General features: G+C 38.2%; 16 protein-coding genes. 15 read left to right on the forward strand and 1 reads right to left on the reverse strand.

The annotated features are described in order from the left end of the window. The first annotated feature begins 161 nt into the window (after nt 1-161). From LU361_RS18365 to LU361_RS18390, 7 genes are all read left to right on the forward strand, one after another. Nucleotides 162-425: a SymE family type I addiction module toxin gene (locus LU361_RS18365; RefSeq protein ID WP_233090598.1), complete on the forward strand. Its 264-nt coding sequence runs from the start codon at nt 162-164 to the stop codon at nt 423-425. A 441-nt stretch (nt 426-866) separates the two neighbouring features. Further along, nucleotides 867-5,981 carry an NACHT domain-containing protein gene (locus tag LU361_RS18370; protein WP_233090599.1) on the forward strand — a complete coding sequence of 1,705 codons (5,115 nt, stop codon included), beginning with the start codon at nt 867-869 and terminating at the stop codon, nt 5,979-5,981. A 495-nt stretch (nt 5,982-6,476) separates the two neighbouring features. Continuing rightward, entirely contained in the window at nt 6,477-6,767 is a 291-nt protein-coding gene (locus LU361_RS20415; RefSeq protein ID WP_350338028.1) for an ion channel, read from the forward strand. A gap of 39 nt (nt 6,768-6,806) precedes the next feature. Beyond that, a complete protein-coding gene (locus LU361_RS18375; protein WP_233090601.1) occupies nt 6,807-7,430 on the forward strand; it encodes a hypothetical protein in 624 nt (207 codons plus the stop codon). Next, nucleotides 7,420-7,617, forward strand: a complete 198-nt coding sequence (locus LU361_RS18380) for a BrnT family toxin (protein ID WP_233090603.1) — start codon at nt 7,420-7,422, stop codon at nt 7,615-7,617. The genes LU361_RS18375 and LU361_RS18380 overlap by 11 nt, the downstream gene beginning before the upstream one ends. Nucleotides 7,618-7,789: 172 nt before the next feature. Then, entirely contained in the window at nt 7,790-8,413 is a 624-nt protein-coding gene (locus tag LU361_RS18385) for a LysE family translocator (protein ID WP_233090604.1), read from the forward strand. Then, the gene (locus LU361_RS18390; RefSeq protein WP_233090606.1) at nt 8,414-8,908 is read left to right on the forward strand and encodes a GNAT family N-acetyltransferase; all 495 of its coding nucleotides are present in this window, start codon (nt 8,414-8,416) and stop codon (nt 8,906-8,908) included. A 368-nt stretch (nt 8,909-9,276) separates the two neighbouring features. Here the strand turns inward: LU361_RS18390 and LU361_RS18395 are convergent, their stop codons facing one another. Beyond that, nucleotides 9,277-9,450: a hypothetical protein gene (locus LU361_RS18395; protein ID WP_233090608.1), complete on the reverse strand. Its 174-nt coding sequence runs from the start codon at nt 9,448-9,450 to the stop codon at nt 9,277-9,279. Between LU361_RS18395 and LU361_RS18400 the strand changes: the two genes are divergently transcribed. The 8 genes from LU361_RS18400 (at nt 9,449) to LU361_RS18430 (ending at nt 14,656) form a co-directional block, all read left to right on the forward strand. Then, entirely contained in the window at nt 9,449-9,709 is a 261-nt protein-coding gene (locus LU361_RS18400) for a hypothetical protein (protein WP_233090610.1), read from the forward strand. The genes LU361_RS18395 and LU361_RS18400 overlap by 2 nt on opposite strands. 293 nt (nt 9,710-10,002) lie before the next feature. Beyond that, nucleotides 10,003-10,605, forward strand: a complete 603-nt coding sequence (locus tag LU361_RS18405) for a DUF1287 domain-containing protein (protein ID WP_233090611.1) — start codon at nt 10,003-10,005, stop codon at nt 10,603-10,605. 272 nt (nt 10,606-10,877) lie between these two features. Beyond that, on the forward strand, nt 10,878-11,339 hold the full coding sequence (locus LU361_RS18410; protein WP_233090612.1) for a hypothetical protein: 462 nt from the start codon (nt 10,878-10,880) through the stop codon (nt 11,337-11,339). 265 nt (nt 11,340-11,604) lie between these two features. Next, on the forward strand, nt 11,605-12,288 hold the full coding sequence (locus LU361_RS18415) for an alpha/beta fold hydrolase (RefSeq protein ID WP_233090614.1): 684 nt from the start codon (nt 11,605-11,607) through the stop codon (nt 12,286-12,288). A 79-nt stretch (nt 12,289-12,367) separates the two neighbouring features. Then, nucleotides 12,368-12,574 carry a phosphatase domain-containing protein gene (locus tag LU361_RS20450; RefSeq protein WP_434064675.1) on the forward strand — a complete coding sequence of 69 codons (207 nt, stop codon included), beginning with the start codon at nt 12,368-12,370 and terminating at the stop codon, nt 12,572-12,574. A gap of 320 nt (nt 12,575-12,894) precedes the next feature. After that, nucleotides 12,895-13,416 (forward strand): hypothetical protein, encoded by a 522-nt coding sequence (locus tag LU361_RS18420; protein WP_233090615.1) that lies wholly within the window; start codon nt 12,895-12,897, stop codon nt 13,414-13,416. Between the two features lie 48 nt (nt 13,417-13,464). Next, nucleotides 13,465-13,719: a hypothetical protein gene (locus LU361_RS18425; RefSeq protein WP_233090617.1), complete on the forward strand. Its 255-nt coding sequence runs from the start codon at nt 13,465-13,467 to the stop codon at nt 13,717-13,719. 493 nt (nt 13,720-14,212) lie between these two features. Further along, entirely contained in the window at nt 14,213-14,656 is a 444-nt protein-coding gene (locus tag LU361_RS18430) for a cupin domain-containing protein (protein ID WP_233090619.1), read from the forward strand. Nucleotides 14,657-14,760: the final 104 nt, after the last annotated feature.

Genomic DNA, 14,760 nt, shown 5'->3' on the forward strand with positions numbered 1-14,760 from the left:
CGTAATTATTGCTTATCTTTCAAGCAGGTAAGGCAATTTTTACAGAAATAATTGAGTATGAATAAGTATAGATAAATAGTAAAAGTACTAAGTAATCGCTACTTCTAGGTGCTGGAACACCCAGAAGCAGCTAACCACAACCGATATTCAAGGTATCAATCATGGCTAAACGCAATGGTACGCCAGAGCATCGCTCGGCCCAAGAAAAATCTTCCAAAATCCGCAAACTCAAGGTTCGAAAGAGCTTTTACCCCTATAAACCCGGCGATGCCTACGCCAACCGGTTCAAAGGTTATCCAACCGTCCCCTTAATACAGCTCAAAGGTTACTGGCTCAACAAAGCCGGTTTCACCATAAACACCGAACTCGCCGTACACGTAAAAGACAGCTGTATTACCATAAAAATAAAAGAACCCACCCAATAAACTTTTTGTAAAAACCGTAAATACCAGCGCTTAATTGAGCTGGTATTTTTGTTTTTACAATTCGAAAGTTTAAATTTTTATTTCTTAGTTTGTAATAAATAATTTCTGCATTCGAAAGTAAAGAGTCCGACAATAATACGCTTTAAAGAAGGTTGTTTTGGGGTAGTAATTATAATGATTTTAGATGAAAAATGATTTATGTGCCAAATTGTCTGAGGCGTTGACGCAGTGGGACTTTCAAGATAGCGTTGAATAGATTTAACCGACGTATACGTCATTGTGAAGGTGTATTTGGGAGAAAACGTTAATTAGGGCGTGTATTAAATTGTTACATGCCTATTTGCTCTCTCAATGTGCCTCAATCCTCATTGTATAATTGGTTGGTAAAGTGAAAGGAATCTTTGACTTTGTTGTCAATTTATTAGATTTACGGGAATAAGAATGAGCAAAGATGTTAAACAACAAAGTAATCCATTTTCCACTGGAGGTGGTGGAGTTAATTTTGAAACTAGGGTTCAAGCAGCTTTTGCTATTTCATTATTAACGCATTCTTGTGTACCGTGCTTATCACAAGACATGAGAGCTAAAGAACTAAAATTTCAAAATAAATATGATGGTTCTAGCACGGATGACTTTGTCTTAGTTGCGTCAGATAAATTAAGTAATGAAAGCAGACTTTATGCTCAGATTAAGCACGAAATAACTATAAGTGAATCTCAGAAGTCAATGTTCGCAGAAGTTATTAACAGTGCATGGAAAGACTATAAAGATACTGAATTTAACCCTGAAAGTGACTCGATTGCATTGATAACTGGACCACTTTCCAAACTGGATATTAGCAATACACTTCCAATATTGGAGTGGGCTAAATACTCATCAAGCTCTGCGGACTTTATAAAAAAATCGAAAACTAAAGGTTTCACGAGTGAAGCAAAAGTTAAAAGGTTAAACATCTTCAGGTCCCAATTAACCAATGCTAATGAAGGAAAGGAAGTTAATGATGATGAATTATGGAAATTTCTGCGAGTCTTTTATTTGGTCTCCTTTGATTTAGATGCTAAATACTCAATAGTTGCCAATTTACTTTGTTCACTAATTCAATGTTATTCAGATAAATATCCATCACTTGTTTTATCTAAAGTAGTTACTTGCGTTCAAGAATTTAACCAGAATGCTGGAGTTTTAACTCTTGAGAATACTCCGAAGGACGTAACCGAATTGTTTCAAGTTCTGGTCAATGTGGATTTTGAAAATGACTTCTTGAAGTTTAAGGAACGTGGCAGCTACATTTATGGAGGCATATCGAACACAATTAATGGCTTCCATATTGATAGGTATGAAGATTTAGTAAAATTATCAGAAGCTTTTAATGATAGTGATTTTCTATTTGTAACGGGTGTTAGAGGTGCCGGAAAGTCAGGTATTGTAAAAGATTTTATTTCAACTAAAGATAAGGATGTGCCTGTTTTTTACCTAAGGGCTGAAGATTTAGATCGAAGCCACCTTAATGACGTTTTTGCATCTATCGGCATGAATTCAACTTTAGGGCAAATTGAAGGGTATTTTTCATTACTTCAAGAAAAGATTCTGGTAATTGAGTCGTTAGAAAAAGTTCTGGAGCTTAATTATCAAGACGCATTCATTGATTTACTTCAGTTTATAAGACAACAAACCGGTTGGACTATTGTTGCTACAGGACGTGATTATGCCTATCAACAACTCACCTTTAACTTTTTACAACCTAGTGGCCTCAAATTTAGTAGCGTAAACATAGAAGGATTCACGCAAGAGCAAGTTGGACAGGTTTGTAAAAATATTCCAGAATTCAATGAGTTAATATCAAATAGCTCTTTATTAGACATACTCAAGATCCCTTTTTTCATTGAAATTGCAGTAAGAGCAATTGGTAATGGCGCACAATTTAAATCAGGGGATACAGAGGTAGAGTTCAGAAACACCGTATGGTCTACGGTTATTTCTAGAGAGCAAGATCGCAAGTCGGGTATGCCAGTAAAGCGTAAAACGACATTCATTGATATCGCCAAGCAGAGAGCGAAAAAAATGGTGTTTGGAATTTCTGCTAATGAATTCGATCCTGAAGTTATCTCTAAGCTGGAAGAGGATAACCTGATTTACCGAGATCAAAGATCTTCAACTATAAGCTTGCCCCACGATGTGTTGGAAGATTGGGCATTAGAAGAGTTTATTGAGGCTGAATATATAACTAATTTGCATGATGTCGCAAGTTTCTTATCGGCTATAGGTAGTGAACCAGCAATAAGTAGGGCGTTTAGATTATGGTTATATAGAAGATTAAAATTTGATGAGTCAACTAATGAATTTGTGGCAAATATATTAGGTGCCGATGATGTCGAAAGCTTTTGGAAAGATGAAACCATCGCAGCAATCTTACAGCATGATGCACCAGAAACATTTTTAGATTTGATGAGGTTTCAACTACTTAAAGATGATTGCGCTTTATTGATTCGCTTTTGCTTTATCCTAAGGATAACTTGCCAAAGACCAAATTCTCGCTTTACTAATTTGCTAAAGCAGGATGAAAAGTCTGGAATATTACAATCTTTGTTTCTTCTCCCATATGGTCGAGGTTGGGGAGCACTATTTAAGTTTATTTTTGAAGTCAGAACAGATTTAAGCAAATCCACTCTCAATAATATCGCTGAATTAATCAACGAATGGTGCGGCATAATTAACATCTACGACGACTTTCCTGAAGATTCAAGAACGGTTGGCTTGTTGGCTATATGGCTATTGAAGCCTTTAAAAGATGCTTATCGAAGCAAAGAACAAAGAAAAAAAATACTCAGCGCTTTATTAAAAGTTTCCCCAGCAATTGAAGTAGAATTTGATGAATTAATGGCGCAAGATGTTTTCATATCTAAAATCAAACCTCGAAGACTGAGTTATGTTGATGAGTTAACAAGTTTAGCGCTTGTAGGGACAAATGTTCCGATGCTATGTAAGTTTCGCCCTGACTTCATCGTTAAGTTATCAATGCATGAATGGTTGTTGCAAAAGCCCGAGGAAGATGACTATGGCTATGAAGGATATGGGCGCGTAGATGTAGAAGAATCATTCGGACTAGATCGAGAGAGGGAATTTTTTCCAGCCAGCGGAGCGAAGGGGCCGTTTACGTACCTACTTCAACACCACCCGAGAAAAGCTTTAGATTTTATAGTTGAGTTGTGTAACGTAACAGCGCAGAAATATGCAGATTCTGAGTTTGGTGCACCTTCGGATAATGAGCAAGATCAGTTTTTCACTAATGAAGTAGCTGTTAGAGAAGTGGAACTGAAACTTAATGATGGAGCAACAATTAAGCAATATGCCTCTCCTCATTTATGGAAAGGATACAGGGGGCAATCTACATTACCTTACTTGCTACAGTGTGCGCTAATGGCGTTGGAGAACTGGTTAGTAGAGTATGTAAGTGGAAGTGGTGAAAATAACCAAATTGATTGGATATATGATTACTTATTGCGAAATAGCAACTCTGTGATGATTACGTCTGTTTTATCATCAGTGGCAACAGGTTTCCCTAGTAAAATAAATAAAGCAGCCTTTCCCTTACTAAATACTGCTGATTTGTATTATCTAGACTTGATTCGTATGACGGCTGAAATGGGTGGGAGTACGCCGAACTGGTTTGGTTTAGATAGAGATGTAATGTCTAAAATTTATATCGAGGAAAGAAGAGAGGCAGCACTCAGACCTTGGAGGAAGGAATCATTAGAGACTTTATTAACTAGATTACAGTTTGATGCAGAACTGAGGGAAGATGTTCTTGAAATTGTTGATGGATTAATAAGTGAAGCAACTGTTCGCAATGAAAAAAGTCTTCGATATCTTGTGCATCGAGTTAATACAAGAACCTGGGAGGCTGTTGAAGATAAGGATAACGATCGAGTTATGCTTCAAAGTTCGACTGAACTCCCTGAAGATTTAAAGCAAGATCAACAGGAATTCAATAAGAGGCATGCTGTTGACAACTCCGTAACTAGCTTACATTTATGGGCAAGGAAATTATTTGAAGAAAAGCTCTTTAAAGAAGAATATTTTGCTTCGTATCAGGATGCATTAAACACTGCAAAAAACTTACTAGACTCTCTTCAAAATAACAACATTCCTGATTTTTCTGACATGGCGGTTGGGACAATTACAACTGTAGCTGCGGTCTGTATTCGTGATGATCTTTACAATTTAAGCGATGAAAACAAAGAATGGTGTTTAGGAGTCATCCTTGAAGCAATATTTATGCATGCCGATATTATGGAAGGGACAACAGCTCATGATAAGACGGATTATTATGGCTCTGGTGCTTGTGCTTTTGTGTTACCGAAGTTACTTGAACTAGATCTAGATTTAAAGCAAAAAGAATATTTGAAATACGCTTTAGCCACAGCGTTAACACATGAAAACCTCAATATTTGTGCTTATGCCGCTAAAGGTGTGAGAGAATTTCTCTGGTCAATAGATTATGAGTTGGCGTCCTATTGTTTAAATGGAGTTGCGGAGTATGCTAGGTTTCGTAAAGAAGAGAGTATGGCTCGAAGGTTTTTCCATTTGCAGGGAGATGAATTGGATGAGGCACACCAACATTGGATTACCCTGATTACAAACTTTAGAAATAATCTGATAAATGGGAATTTTAACCTTAATGTTGAAGAAATTTCCTTAATAAGCCACTCATCATGGTTTATACACCTTTCTACTTTAATGATTCCGTTTGGTAGTGAAAATGATAAAAAAATAGCTCTTTTTAAGAAGATAGTTGAACTTGCTTTTGAATCGGAGTACGCCGACTACGGAACGGATGACGACCAAAAAATACAACACGAAATAATAAAAGAGATACAGGATTGTTTGGCGGAACATATTGTTCAATTAAGACATCGCAACTTTGAACCATTTAAAGACCTTTTAATTTCAGGCTGTTCTAAGGCTCCTAGCTTTATATATTCCTTGAAATTATCTTTTGATGTGGAAATGGAAAAGGAAGGTGACTTTGATTCAGTTTGGTCACTATGGCGTATCCTCGCGCCAGAAGCTCACACCATAGCTTTAAAAGATGTGAATGATCCATACAATGGTTTGCAAAATGATTTAAATACGCTGTTACGAGGAATGTTGTATGCAGACTGCCCGTGGCAAGGCCACCCAAGCGAGCAAACAGATATGGAAAGAGGGGCTGGTCATTTGCTAGAGTTTGCAAGGCAATCGGCAAGCAATAGCCATGTATTTGAAGCCCTATCTTCCTTGATTTATAACTTTCATGATATCTTTTTTGATAAAGGCATTCAGGTATTAGCTGAAAAGTTTTCTAATAATTCACAACTAATAGTTAAGCAGATCAATACTGCATACTATTTGGAAATGTCAATTGGAAGGTATTTACAGATTGAGAACAGGGGAGTACTTAGTCGTAAAATGTATGATATTTGCCTGCTCTTATTGACTGGTATTGTTGAAACAGGTTCAGCAAGAGCTTATTACTTAAGAGAGCACTTGATAAGATCGAGAAAAATACATGTTTGATGGTATATACCTGGCATGTAACAAGCGGCTACACAGGACAAATTTCCGTACTCAAGAGGCTTTTGAGGCGGCAAAAATTGATGATTTCAGCAAATTTATAAAATTGCGATCTGAGACAATTCAGAAAAAAGTGGTAGTGTTAGCAAAGTGGTAGAAACAGATAACGAATCAATTCGGATGAACTAATCCCCGTTCTGGACAAATTGTTATCGCTACACTTATACCTCAATTTGTCCGAAACGGAGGTTAGTTGCTGATTTCAGGGCGATGTGAAAAGGAATTATGCATAAAATCCATAAATATTTAAACGTGATCTGGTTTACTGCGGTCTTTCTAGGTTTACCGGTAATATTTACTGTTACTCTGTTTTCAGAGGGGTCGCTTAACCTTACACCGGGTCTAATTGTTTTCTTTGTTCTATCAACTTTCTTCACGTCATTCAGCAATGTGTTTCTTAGGCACCAAGAGTACTTAGTATTTCCTCAAATTATTAAAATGTTGGTGTCAATTTATATTGCAATAGTAGGCTTTGCTGCGGTCTACAAACAAAAAGGCTTAGTAAGTGGCAGTGATGTAATTCACGACGCGAGTACTGCATTTTATTTCTCAGTCGTAACTTGGACAACACTCGGTTACGGAGACTTCCAACCGACAGAATCAATTAGGTGGTTAGCAGCTTTAGAAGCTTTACTAGGTACTTTGTTTATTCCATTATTTTTGGCGTCAATAATTTTTATCTTGCAATCGACACAATCACATAACCAAGTTAGCAAAGAGACGAAGTAAACTGCTCACGTTCTAGCGACGGTAAATTCTAAAGAAACTATGGAAGACTTTAAAAAAATTGACGAGATTAATTTACCCGACAAAAGGAACCTTTTGTTTGGCTCATTTAATACAGAAACAGGCAAATTCGATAGACTCACTCTAGAGAGAATATATAGAGCAGTTGAACTAGTGGAATTGTCAGAGCGTGCTCCAGAATCAGTCCGAAGCCAATTTAATGTAGCCAAAAATCTGGCTGTATACACATGGTATTCTTATTCGTTTAATCAAATTTCTGAGCTGAAAGCTTATTCTTGTGTTGAAATGGCTTTGAAAGATCGCTTAGGTAAACACAAATACGGTTTCAGAGGACTCATAAAGAAAGCAGTTACATTGGGTTTAATACAAGACAAAGGCTTCGAGGTAGTTCGGGAGCCAAGTGATTCAAACGAATACAGTGAAGGGCTAATAGATATAATCCCTAACTTACGTAACGAGTTAGCTCATGGTTCAACTGCTTTGCATCCAGGAGCAGTTTTTACTTTACAGTGGTGTTCTGATTTTATTAATCAGCTTTATGAAAATGATTCTGACAAGTCAGTAAGTCGCCGGTATACCTGGCGCCTCTGTTTAAGGTGTTCAGTTTCAACACTACTAACCTGCGGGAGAGAAAATGGAATTTGAGTGGGATGAAAATAAGAACGAGGCTAGTTGGATTAAGCATAGAGTAGATTTTTCAGATGCTCTATATGTATTCTTAGATGACGCCAGAATAGAGCGGCAAGATACTAAGAATGATTATAGTGAATTTCGATACCAAACTACGGGCATGACAGAGCAAGCGTTGACCAGAACAGTGCTCCAATTCTAGAGTATAAGATTACCAGTAGTGACTCCCTCGTTATTGAGGATTTATTTCCCCTAATTTGGGAAAATATCGAATTTGGTAATAGCACTATTTCGGTAGTGAGTAATGGGAAAGTAGCTACTTACAAGGCATCTAAGTCACCAAAATAAATAAAATTTGATAAGAGGAATCAATAATGGCAATCGAAATGTGGTCTGCATTTGTTCTAGCCGTCATTGTATTTTGCATTATTCCAGGGCCTACGGTCATTTTGGTAATAGGGCAAGCAATGGCACACGGAAAACAGTCAGTTTTACCGTTGGTTTCTGGTGTATTAGCCGGTGATTTCGTTGCAATGTCATTATCGTTACTTGGATTAGGAGCTGTATTGGCAACCTCTGCTCAATTGTTCCTAATCTTAAAATGGTTCGGTGTTTGTTATCTTATTTACTTGGGATACAAAACATTCACAGCAAAAGTTGAAACAGATGCTGCTGATTCTCCGACTGCAACTAAATCTGGCTTCAGTATGTTTAAAGATGCCTTTTTAGTGACAGCGCTAAACCCAAAAGATATCGTTTTCTTTGTTGCCTTTTTGCCTCAGTTCATAACACCATCAGAGCCAATAGCAGTCCAGCTTTCTATTCTAATATTAACGTTCCTAAGTATTGTTGCTATCAACATTACTTTTTATACTGTTTTCGCGGGTAAAATGCGTGAGCACATAAAAAGTGCCTCTGCCAAAAAGTGGTTTAATCGTATCGGTGGTAGCGCGCTAGTTGGCGCGGGCGGTATTACAGCTACTATGCAAAAGGCATAAATGGTTAATAAGGTATTCGGCTCGTTAATGGGGCGTTATAAACAAACAAAAATGAACATACACGCTGTAGAAGAAAAAGATCTTGAAGACTTAAAGAGAATTGCCAAAGCTGCTCTTTTTCACTCTGTTGATGCTCCAGACGATGAGAAGGAACGACTACTTCCACATATACTGGATGATATTGAGAAAGCAATTTGTTTAGATGAGAAGATCTATTTGAAGTATGTTGGCTCAGAGATTCAAGGTTTTATTTTAATTAAACATTACTGGAATTTGTCCCAACTTTTTATCGATCCAAAGTTCCAATCTTTAGGCGTAGGTGATGCATTATTAACAGAGGCTTTGTTGAGAATACGTAACCGTGAAAACAGTGGTTACGTGAGGTTAAATTCATCCAATAATGCTGTCGGCTTTTACCAAAAGTATGGTTTTGTCCAAGATAATAGCAGACAGCCAAAATCCAAGTGGTCCGTGCCAATGGAGATTCGATTTTAAGAAGGCATTCAGTTTATTGAATTCGAATCCTCAGTCACAATCGATGGTTTTAGTTAATTTCAATCAAATACACTCTTAAATAAGCCGGTATTAAGCTCAATCTATTCGAATACGAATGAACAAAATTCTGTTAACTACTCTAATATCTCTCATCCTTCTACAAACGGCTTGTAGTGTGCAATTGCCAACTAAGCCTTTGGAGAAAGATGAATTTAAGCGGGATTTTCTTGCTGATTGCAAAGATATAAAAACAATCTATGAAGGGCACAATGGTTCAGGTTACTATTTCAAGGATCATAGCGGCGGGGCACACACTAAACACTCAACTAGCTTGTCAGAAATGGCATCGTGGCTTAGAGAGTGCGGTGTTAATCCAAGTGATGTAAGCCAAATATTGGAGTAGTAATCTCTGCTTGGTGTGGCACCTTACAAAAGTAATCAAACCGGACAAAATTCTCGTTGGTTTCTCCTTGTTTTTCGGGCATTGTGACCAGTGTGTTTTCGTCGTTATCGACACTGTTAAACGTATGAGGAGTGTGCATGAATTCTGCAGTACAGGGAATGTTCCTGATCTTGTCTACAATACTTTTCATCATGGGCTTATCAGATTTGGTTGAGCAGTACAAATCTGGTGAAGAGCTGAGGTGGGTCTATCCAATGATTCTTCTTGGTTTTGGGGCCGGTATACCTATAGTCATTATCCCTCTAGCTGAATATCTTGATAAACCTGAATCAGACAATTCAAATCATGATTACCATTCATCGAATGATCATGATTCCAGCGGCGGTGGCGGAGATTGAACGAGAGAATGCTTAACAAGGTAAAGTGTCTCATATTAAAACAACTTTGTTGAACAATAATGGATTTGAGGCACTTACAGAATTTGAGTCAATTAGCTATATAGGCCAGTCAAACCGATACCGCTAGTAATTGATTCAAACACATCAAACTCTTATGTGAGATGTGGTGGGTAAAGAGAGATCGTGAATGAAATGGACCTCAGAAATAATACTAGATGTAGCACAGCAAAAGCGTCGATTGGGGTGCTCACAAGTCCGTCTACTATGCGAGCGTGATACGTCATGGAGATTTCGTGCGTAGAATACTTTTTGTTTTAGCTTGTGTGTTATCAATAAATGTATCCGCATTAAGTTTCGAGCGGGATATCGTAAAAGCAGCGCACGAAAGAACGACGCATGTCGTTCGTTACGATGGCGAGTATTTGGTTATCGATTATCCTTGGGGCGACGTACCCAAAGAGATTGGTGTGTGCACAGATGTGGTCATTCGCTCCTATCGTATGTTGGGCACAGACCTCCAGCAGTTGGTTCACGAAGATATGATGGCTAATTTTTCTAAGTACCCTTCAAAAAGAATATGGGGCCTTAAACATCCCGATAAAAACATTGATCATAGACGTGTACCTAATCTTCAAACTTTTTTTAAGCGTCATGGTCAAGAGCTTCCGATTACGCGCAATGCCAATGACTACAAGCCGGGTAAACTAGTAACTTGGATGTTGCCAGGTAATCTACCTCATATTGGTATCGTAACTGAAAAAATTAATCCTACTACAGGTAACCCAATGATCGTACACAACATTGGCAGTGGCCCCCAATTGCAAGATATGTTGTTCGGTTACAAAATTACCGGTCATTACAAGTATGTGCCAGAAAGGTATAATACATCCGAGTAACACGACACTTTGGGCGTAATGCAATAACGTACGTCCTGTTCGCGGCGCTAGGCACAAGGAGTATTATGAGCACCAAATGGAAGTATAAGACAACTTTTGATTACAAAATGAAGTCGTATGGCGTGGTTATAGTTGTATGGATTGCCTTTAACCTAGGCGCTTCGTTGTTGACGGGAAATACAAAATTTCCTGACAATTATCTTTTTTTAACCGTGTTAATTGTGATTTCAGCCGTCAGGAACTCCTACGCCGTTTAGTATAAAGACGGTCAAATGAATACGATTCAGTTAGGTATGATTACAGGGAATATTGATCTCTACAAAGCTAACGAAGTAAAGGAAGAAAATGGAGTTATTAGGATATACGCTGAGAATAATTCGCAATTCTCGATTCCATATAAACGACTCCCAAAGCATGCACATGAGGAAATACTATCCAGCATAAAGCCATTTTACGGTGAGAAACCTGAAATTATTGAAGCTCCTGCGAGTAAAGCTTTTATCAAAAAAACTATCAAGGCGTACAATCAAAGTATATTGGCTGGGGTGGTTTTAGGTGGTATTGCTTTGGTTGGTGCGTTTACCGATGTTCTCTATTTACCCAGTTGGCGTGGTCCAGTATATAGGTCTGACGGAACTGATAATTTTTTCGTGCTTTTTGGGTTTTGTGTACTCCTATCTATTTTTTCTATCGTACATGGTGTTCTCGGAAAGAGAAAATGTAAAAATTTATAACCGGTGACTGCGGTGTTATAAATCTTTAGTTTGGAGTTAATAAACTTTAGTATTATCTTCCCTCATTATAGTATTTATCATCGTGGTTGATATGCGCATCCACATCGCATAGCATTTTTTCAACGTTTACCTATAATCTACCCGTTGGTGTGATTAATGACAGTCAAACCGGTTATTTGATTTAAACCGCATGTTATCGAACAGAGTTATCGTCTGAAATAAAATCGATTGTAGTTAGCTTAAAATCACGGAATAACACGTATTAATGAAAATCATATTCCTTCCAGGGCTAGACGGCACGGGATTACTATTTGATAGGTTAATTGAGCAATTCCCCGAAAGCTGGAATTACAGCGTCGTTTCGTACAATTCAATTAAAGCTGAATCTTATTTGGGTCAAGCTAAGGAGATTGCAGCTCGAATCAACGATAAAGATATTTTTGTTGTCGAGGAATCCTATTCGGGCAGTGTTGCCTATGAGTTGTATCACTTATTAAGTGAACGAGTTAAAGGAATAGTGTTCTTAGCGAGTTTTATTTCACGTCCATCGCAAATTGCTCGATTGGCTAAATTTCTTCCAGTATTTCTACTGAAACCAAATTTCCTCACTAAATTAATTTTGTATCTTTTCGGTTTTAATCTGTCTGGTGATAAAGGTATGGTTATTAAGGTGTTTGATTCTCTTCAAAAATCAGACAAGTTAAAACTACGATCTCGTTTGTATAATATTGCGACCATGCCTAAGGCAGCCAGAACCGTTGAATGCCCTGTAATTTACGTTCGGCCCAGTACGGATTTTTTAGTAAGTAGTAGTGCGGTTAAATTGCTTGCATCTAAGAGCTCGAAATTTAATCTTGTTGAGGTCAATGGTGGGCACTTTATTGCACAGTCAAATCCCGCAGAATGCGCTCAAATAATACGTAATGCCATTAATCACTTAAATACATGAAATACCCTGTATAGTTGATTTAACGGCAGAGTTCCCAAAAGCAAATTGCGAAAACAAAAACTATGTATGTTATCCAAATTTGGACGGCGTAGAACTTTCACATTTATCAATCATTGAAACTATTAACGTTGACTCAAAAGTACTTGTTCATTGTGCTCAAGGGCATGGGCGAAGTGCAACTTACTGTGCTGTCGTGATGTCACAAATGGGGTTCTACTCTAATCCACTAGAGGCGTATAATGAAATATTAATATCACGCCCAAAGGCTAAAGGAGCCTCTGATTAACCTCAACATTACTCAGCGTGGTCTCAAGCGTGCAGTTGCAAGGCGACGTTTGCCATTAATGGCCGTAGTCCTTAATAAAAACGGCAACGCTGCAAATGTATGCTTGAGACTGCGCCCTGCGGGGCCTACCAGTTTTTCCCTGCTCCTTTCGTTTAGGAAAAGGTTGTGCTTTTTAGATTTAACCCGTTAGACCTTCAAAAGCACGCCTTGATCAGAAAAAAACTGATTGGCCTGAGTGATCTTGAGGTTAATCAGAGGCTCCTTAAGTATCAAAAATGCAGTTAAATCAGTTAAAGAAATTGAGTAGTGGAGTATAAATTTTGGCGGAATATGTATTTCAAAAATTGTCTGATGAAAGCATCTCAAAAATAATCGCATCTGAAGACAAGCTTATTATTTGTCTTGCACTAGCTGATGGCGTTTGGTACAGCGACTTATATGAAAATGAACACGATATTCGTTTGCAGGAGCATCAAATCCCTCAATTTGATGGTGCTGAGGACGATGGTGATTTGGCCTTCGATGGTTTTGGTGGTGATTTCACTGAAAAATTGGCCAATCCTCTTACAGAAAACCCTGATGACAGTCCAATCTATAAGATTTTGTTTGGGAAATATAACACGGGTATTGAATGGGGGTATTCTGAGGTTATGTTGGCTAATTCAACTGAGCTTGCCGACGCATTAAATCAAATGAAATCCATAGATCCAGACGTTTATAAAAAAGCATTTCCTGGTGAAGATACGTTGGTTCGTGAGTTAGAGGATACATTTACGGCGATCGTTAACGGCTTGGAAATATTAGTCGCTGAAAAATGCGGAGTTGCAGTGTATTACAATTGAATGGCCTGTAAATAACCCAATATGAGACTCAATCTATTCGAAAGCGGCTTGATTGATGAAATGGTCATCGAAGGCTGTTCTATACAGGTCAATAAAGTCGGTTCTGCTAAGTATTTATTTGAAATTCTAGAAGAAAAGAATTTCAAATTTGAATTATGGACAACCCAAAAGGGTTTTATTGAGTTCAATCTAATAAGTGCCGACATTCCAGATTGGCTAGTGCCTGTTCACACTAATTTAACCGCACCTGTCGCCCCTAAAACGCGTCAGTCTAGGCGTGAGGAGTGCAGTTTAGCGCGCTAAATAAGCGACGAACAACAACGAATGGCGTGTTTTAGGGGCGACCCTAAGGGCTCGGCGTATTTTTCCCGTATTTCGTGTTGCAGCTCGTTCATTTGGAACAACCAAATCACACTCATTGCGCCTAAAATACGAAAAAAATACGCTCCAGCAGGTGTGATTAAATTAGTGTGAACAGGCCCTCAGTATCCAATCTGAATATGATCCCTTAACGAATCTTGCTGCCACAGACTGTAATGTTCAAATCGAGCATTGTGATCGTGGCTTATATTACGTTGAAATTTCCCGTAACCAAGAATCTTTCCGTTTGCAAATATCCACCAAAGGTTATCTAAAGACTAGATTAATAACTCCGTACTGAACTGTTCATAACTTGGCTAATTTTAAGTACTCGTTTTCCAATACGGAGTACTACTCAAATATTGAGCAAATAATAGAATATTCGCATTCACTACGGTATAAAGGAAATATTGAGTTTCACAGCAGGTATAATCGTATGGAAAATAAGCCCTCCAACAAAGCGGATGATAAATGTACTTTAGAGTTTCCGATATTATCGTCTCCCATTAACCCTGAAACCGGAAAAACGGGCTATTCTGTTTTTACGTGTGAATCGCTGTCGTTGGAAGATTATAACGGGTTGTTTATTACACCCCGCATCGATGCCCTTAATTTTCGTCACCGTTACAGTGAGTCCGAGTATTTCAGTGATTGGCATGTGGCGGGGGATCCAACTTTAATTATTATTCGCTCAGGCACGCTTCGCATTGGTTTGCGCAATGGCGAATATCGAGACTTTTCCGCTGGTGATATGTTTGTCGCAAAAGATGCTTTATTGCCTGATGAACTGTTTGATCATCAAATCCACGGTCATACCGCTGCGGTGATTGGTGATCAGGAATTGACGGCGGTGCATATTAAGCTTTCTACTCAGTCATAAATTTTCACGTTTATACAGCCCAATACAAACGCTGATGTGTAACGCGTTGTATTGGCTTTGATCGTATTTGGTTTCAGCTCTGTTGAAGGGTTTACTTCCGTTTT

Origin of the sequence: Sessilibacter corallicola, assembly GCF_021290925.1 — a bacterium.
GTDB classification, from domain to species: domain Bacteria; phylum Pseudomonadota; class Gammaproteobacteria; order Pseudomonadales; family Cellvibrionaceae; genus Sessilibacter; species Sessilibacter corallicola.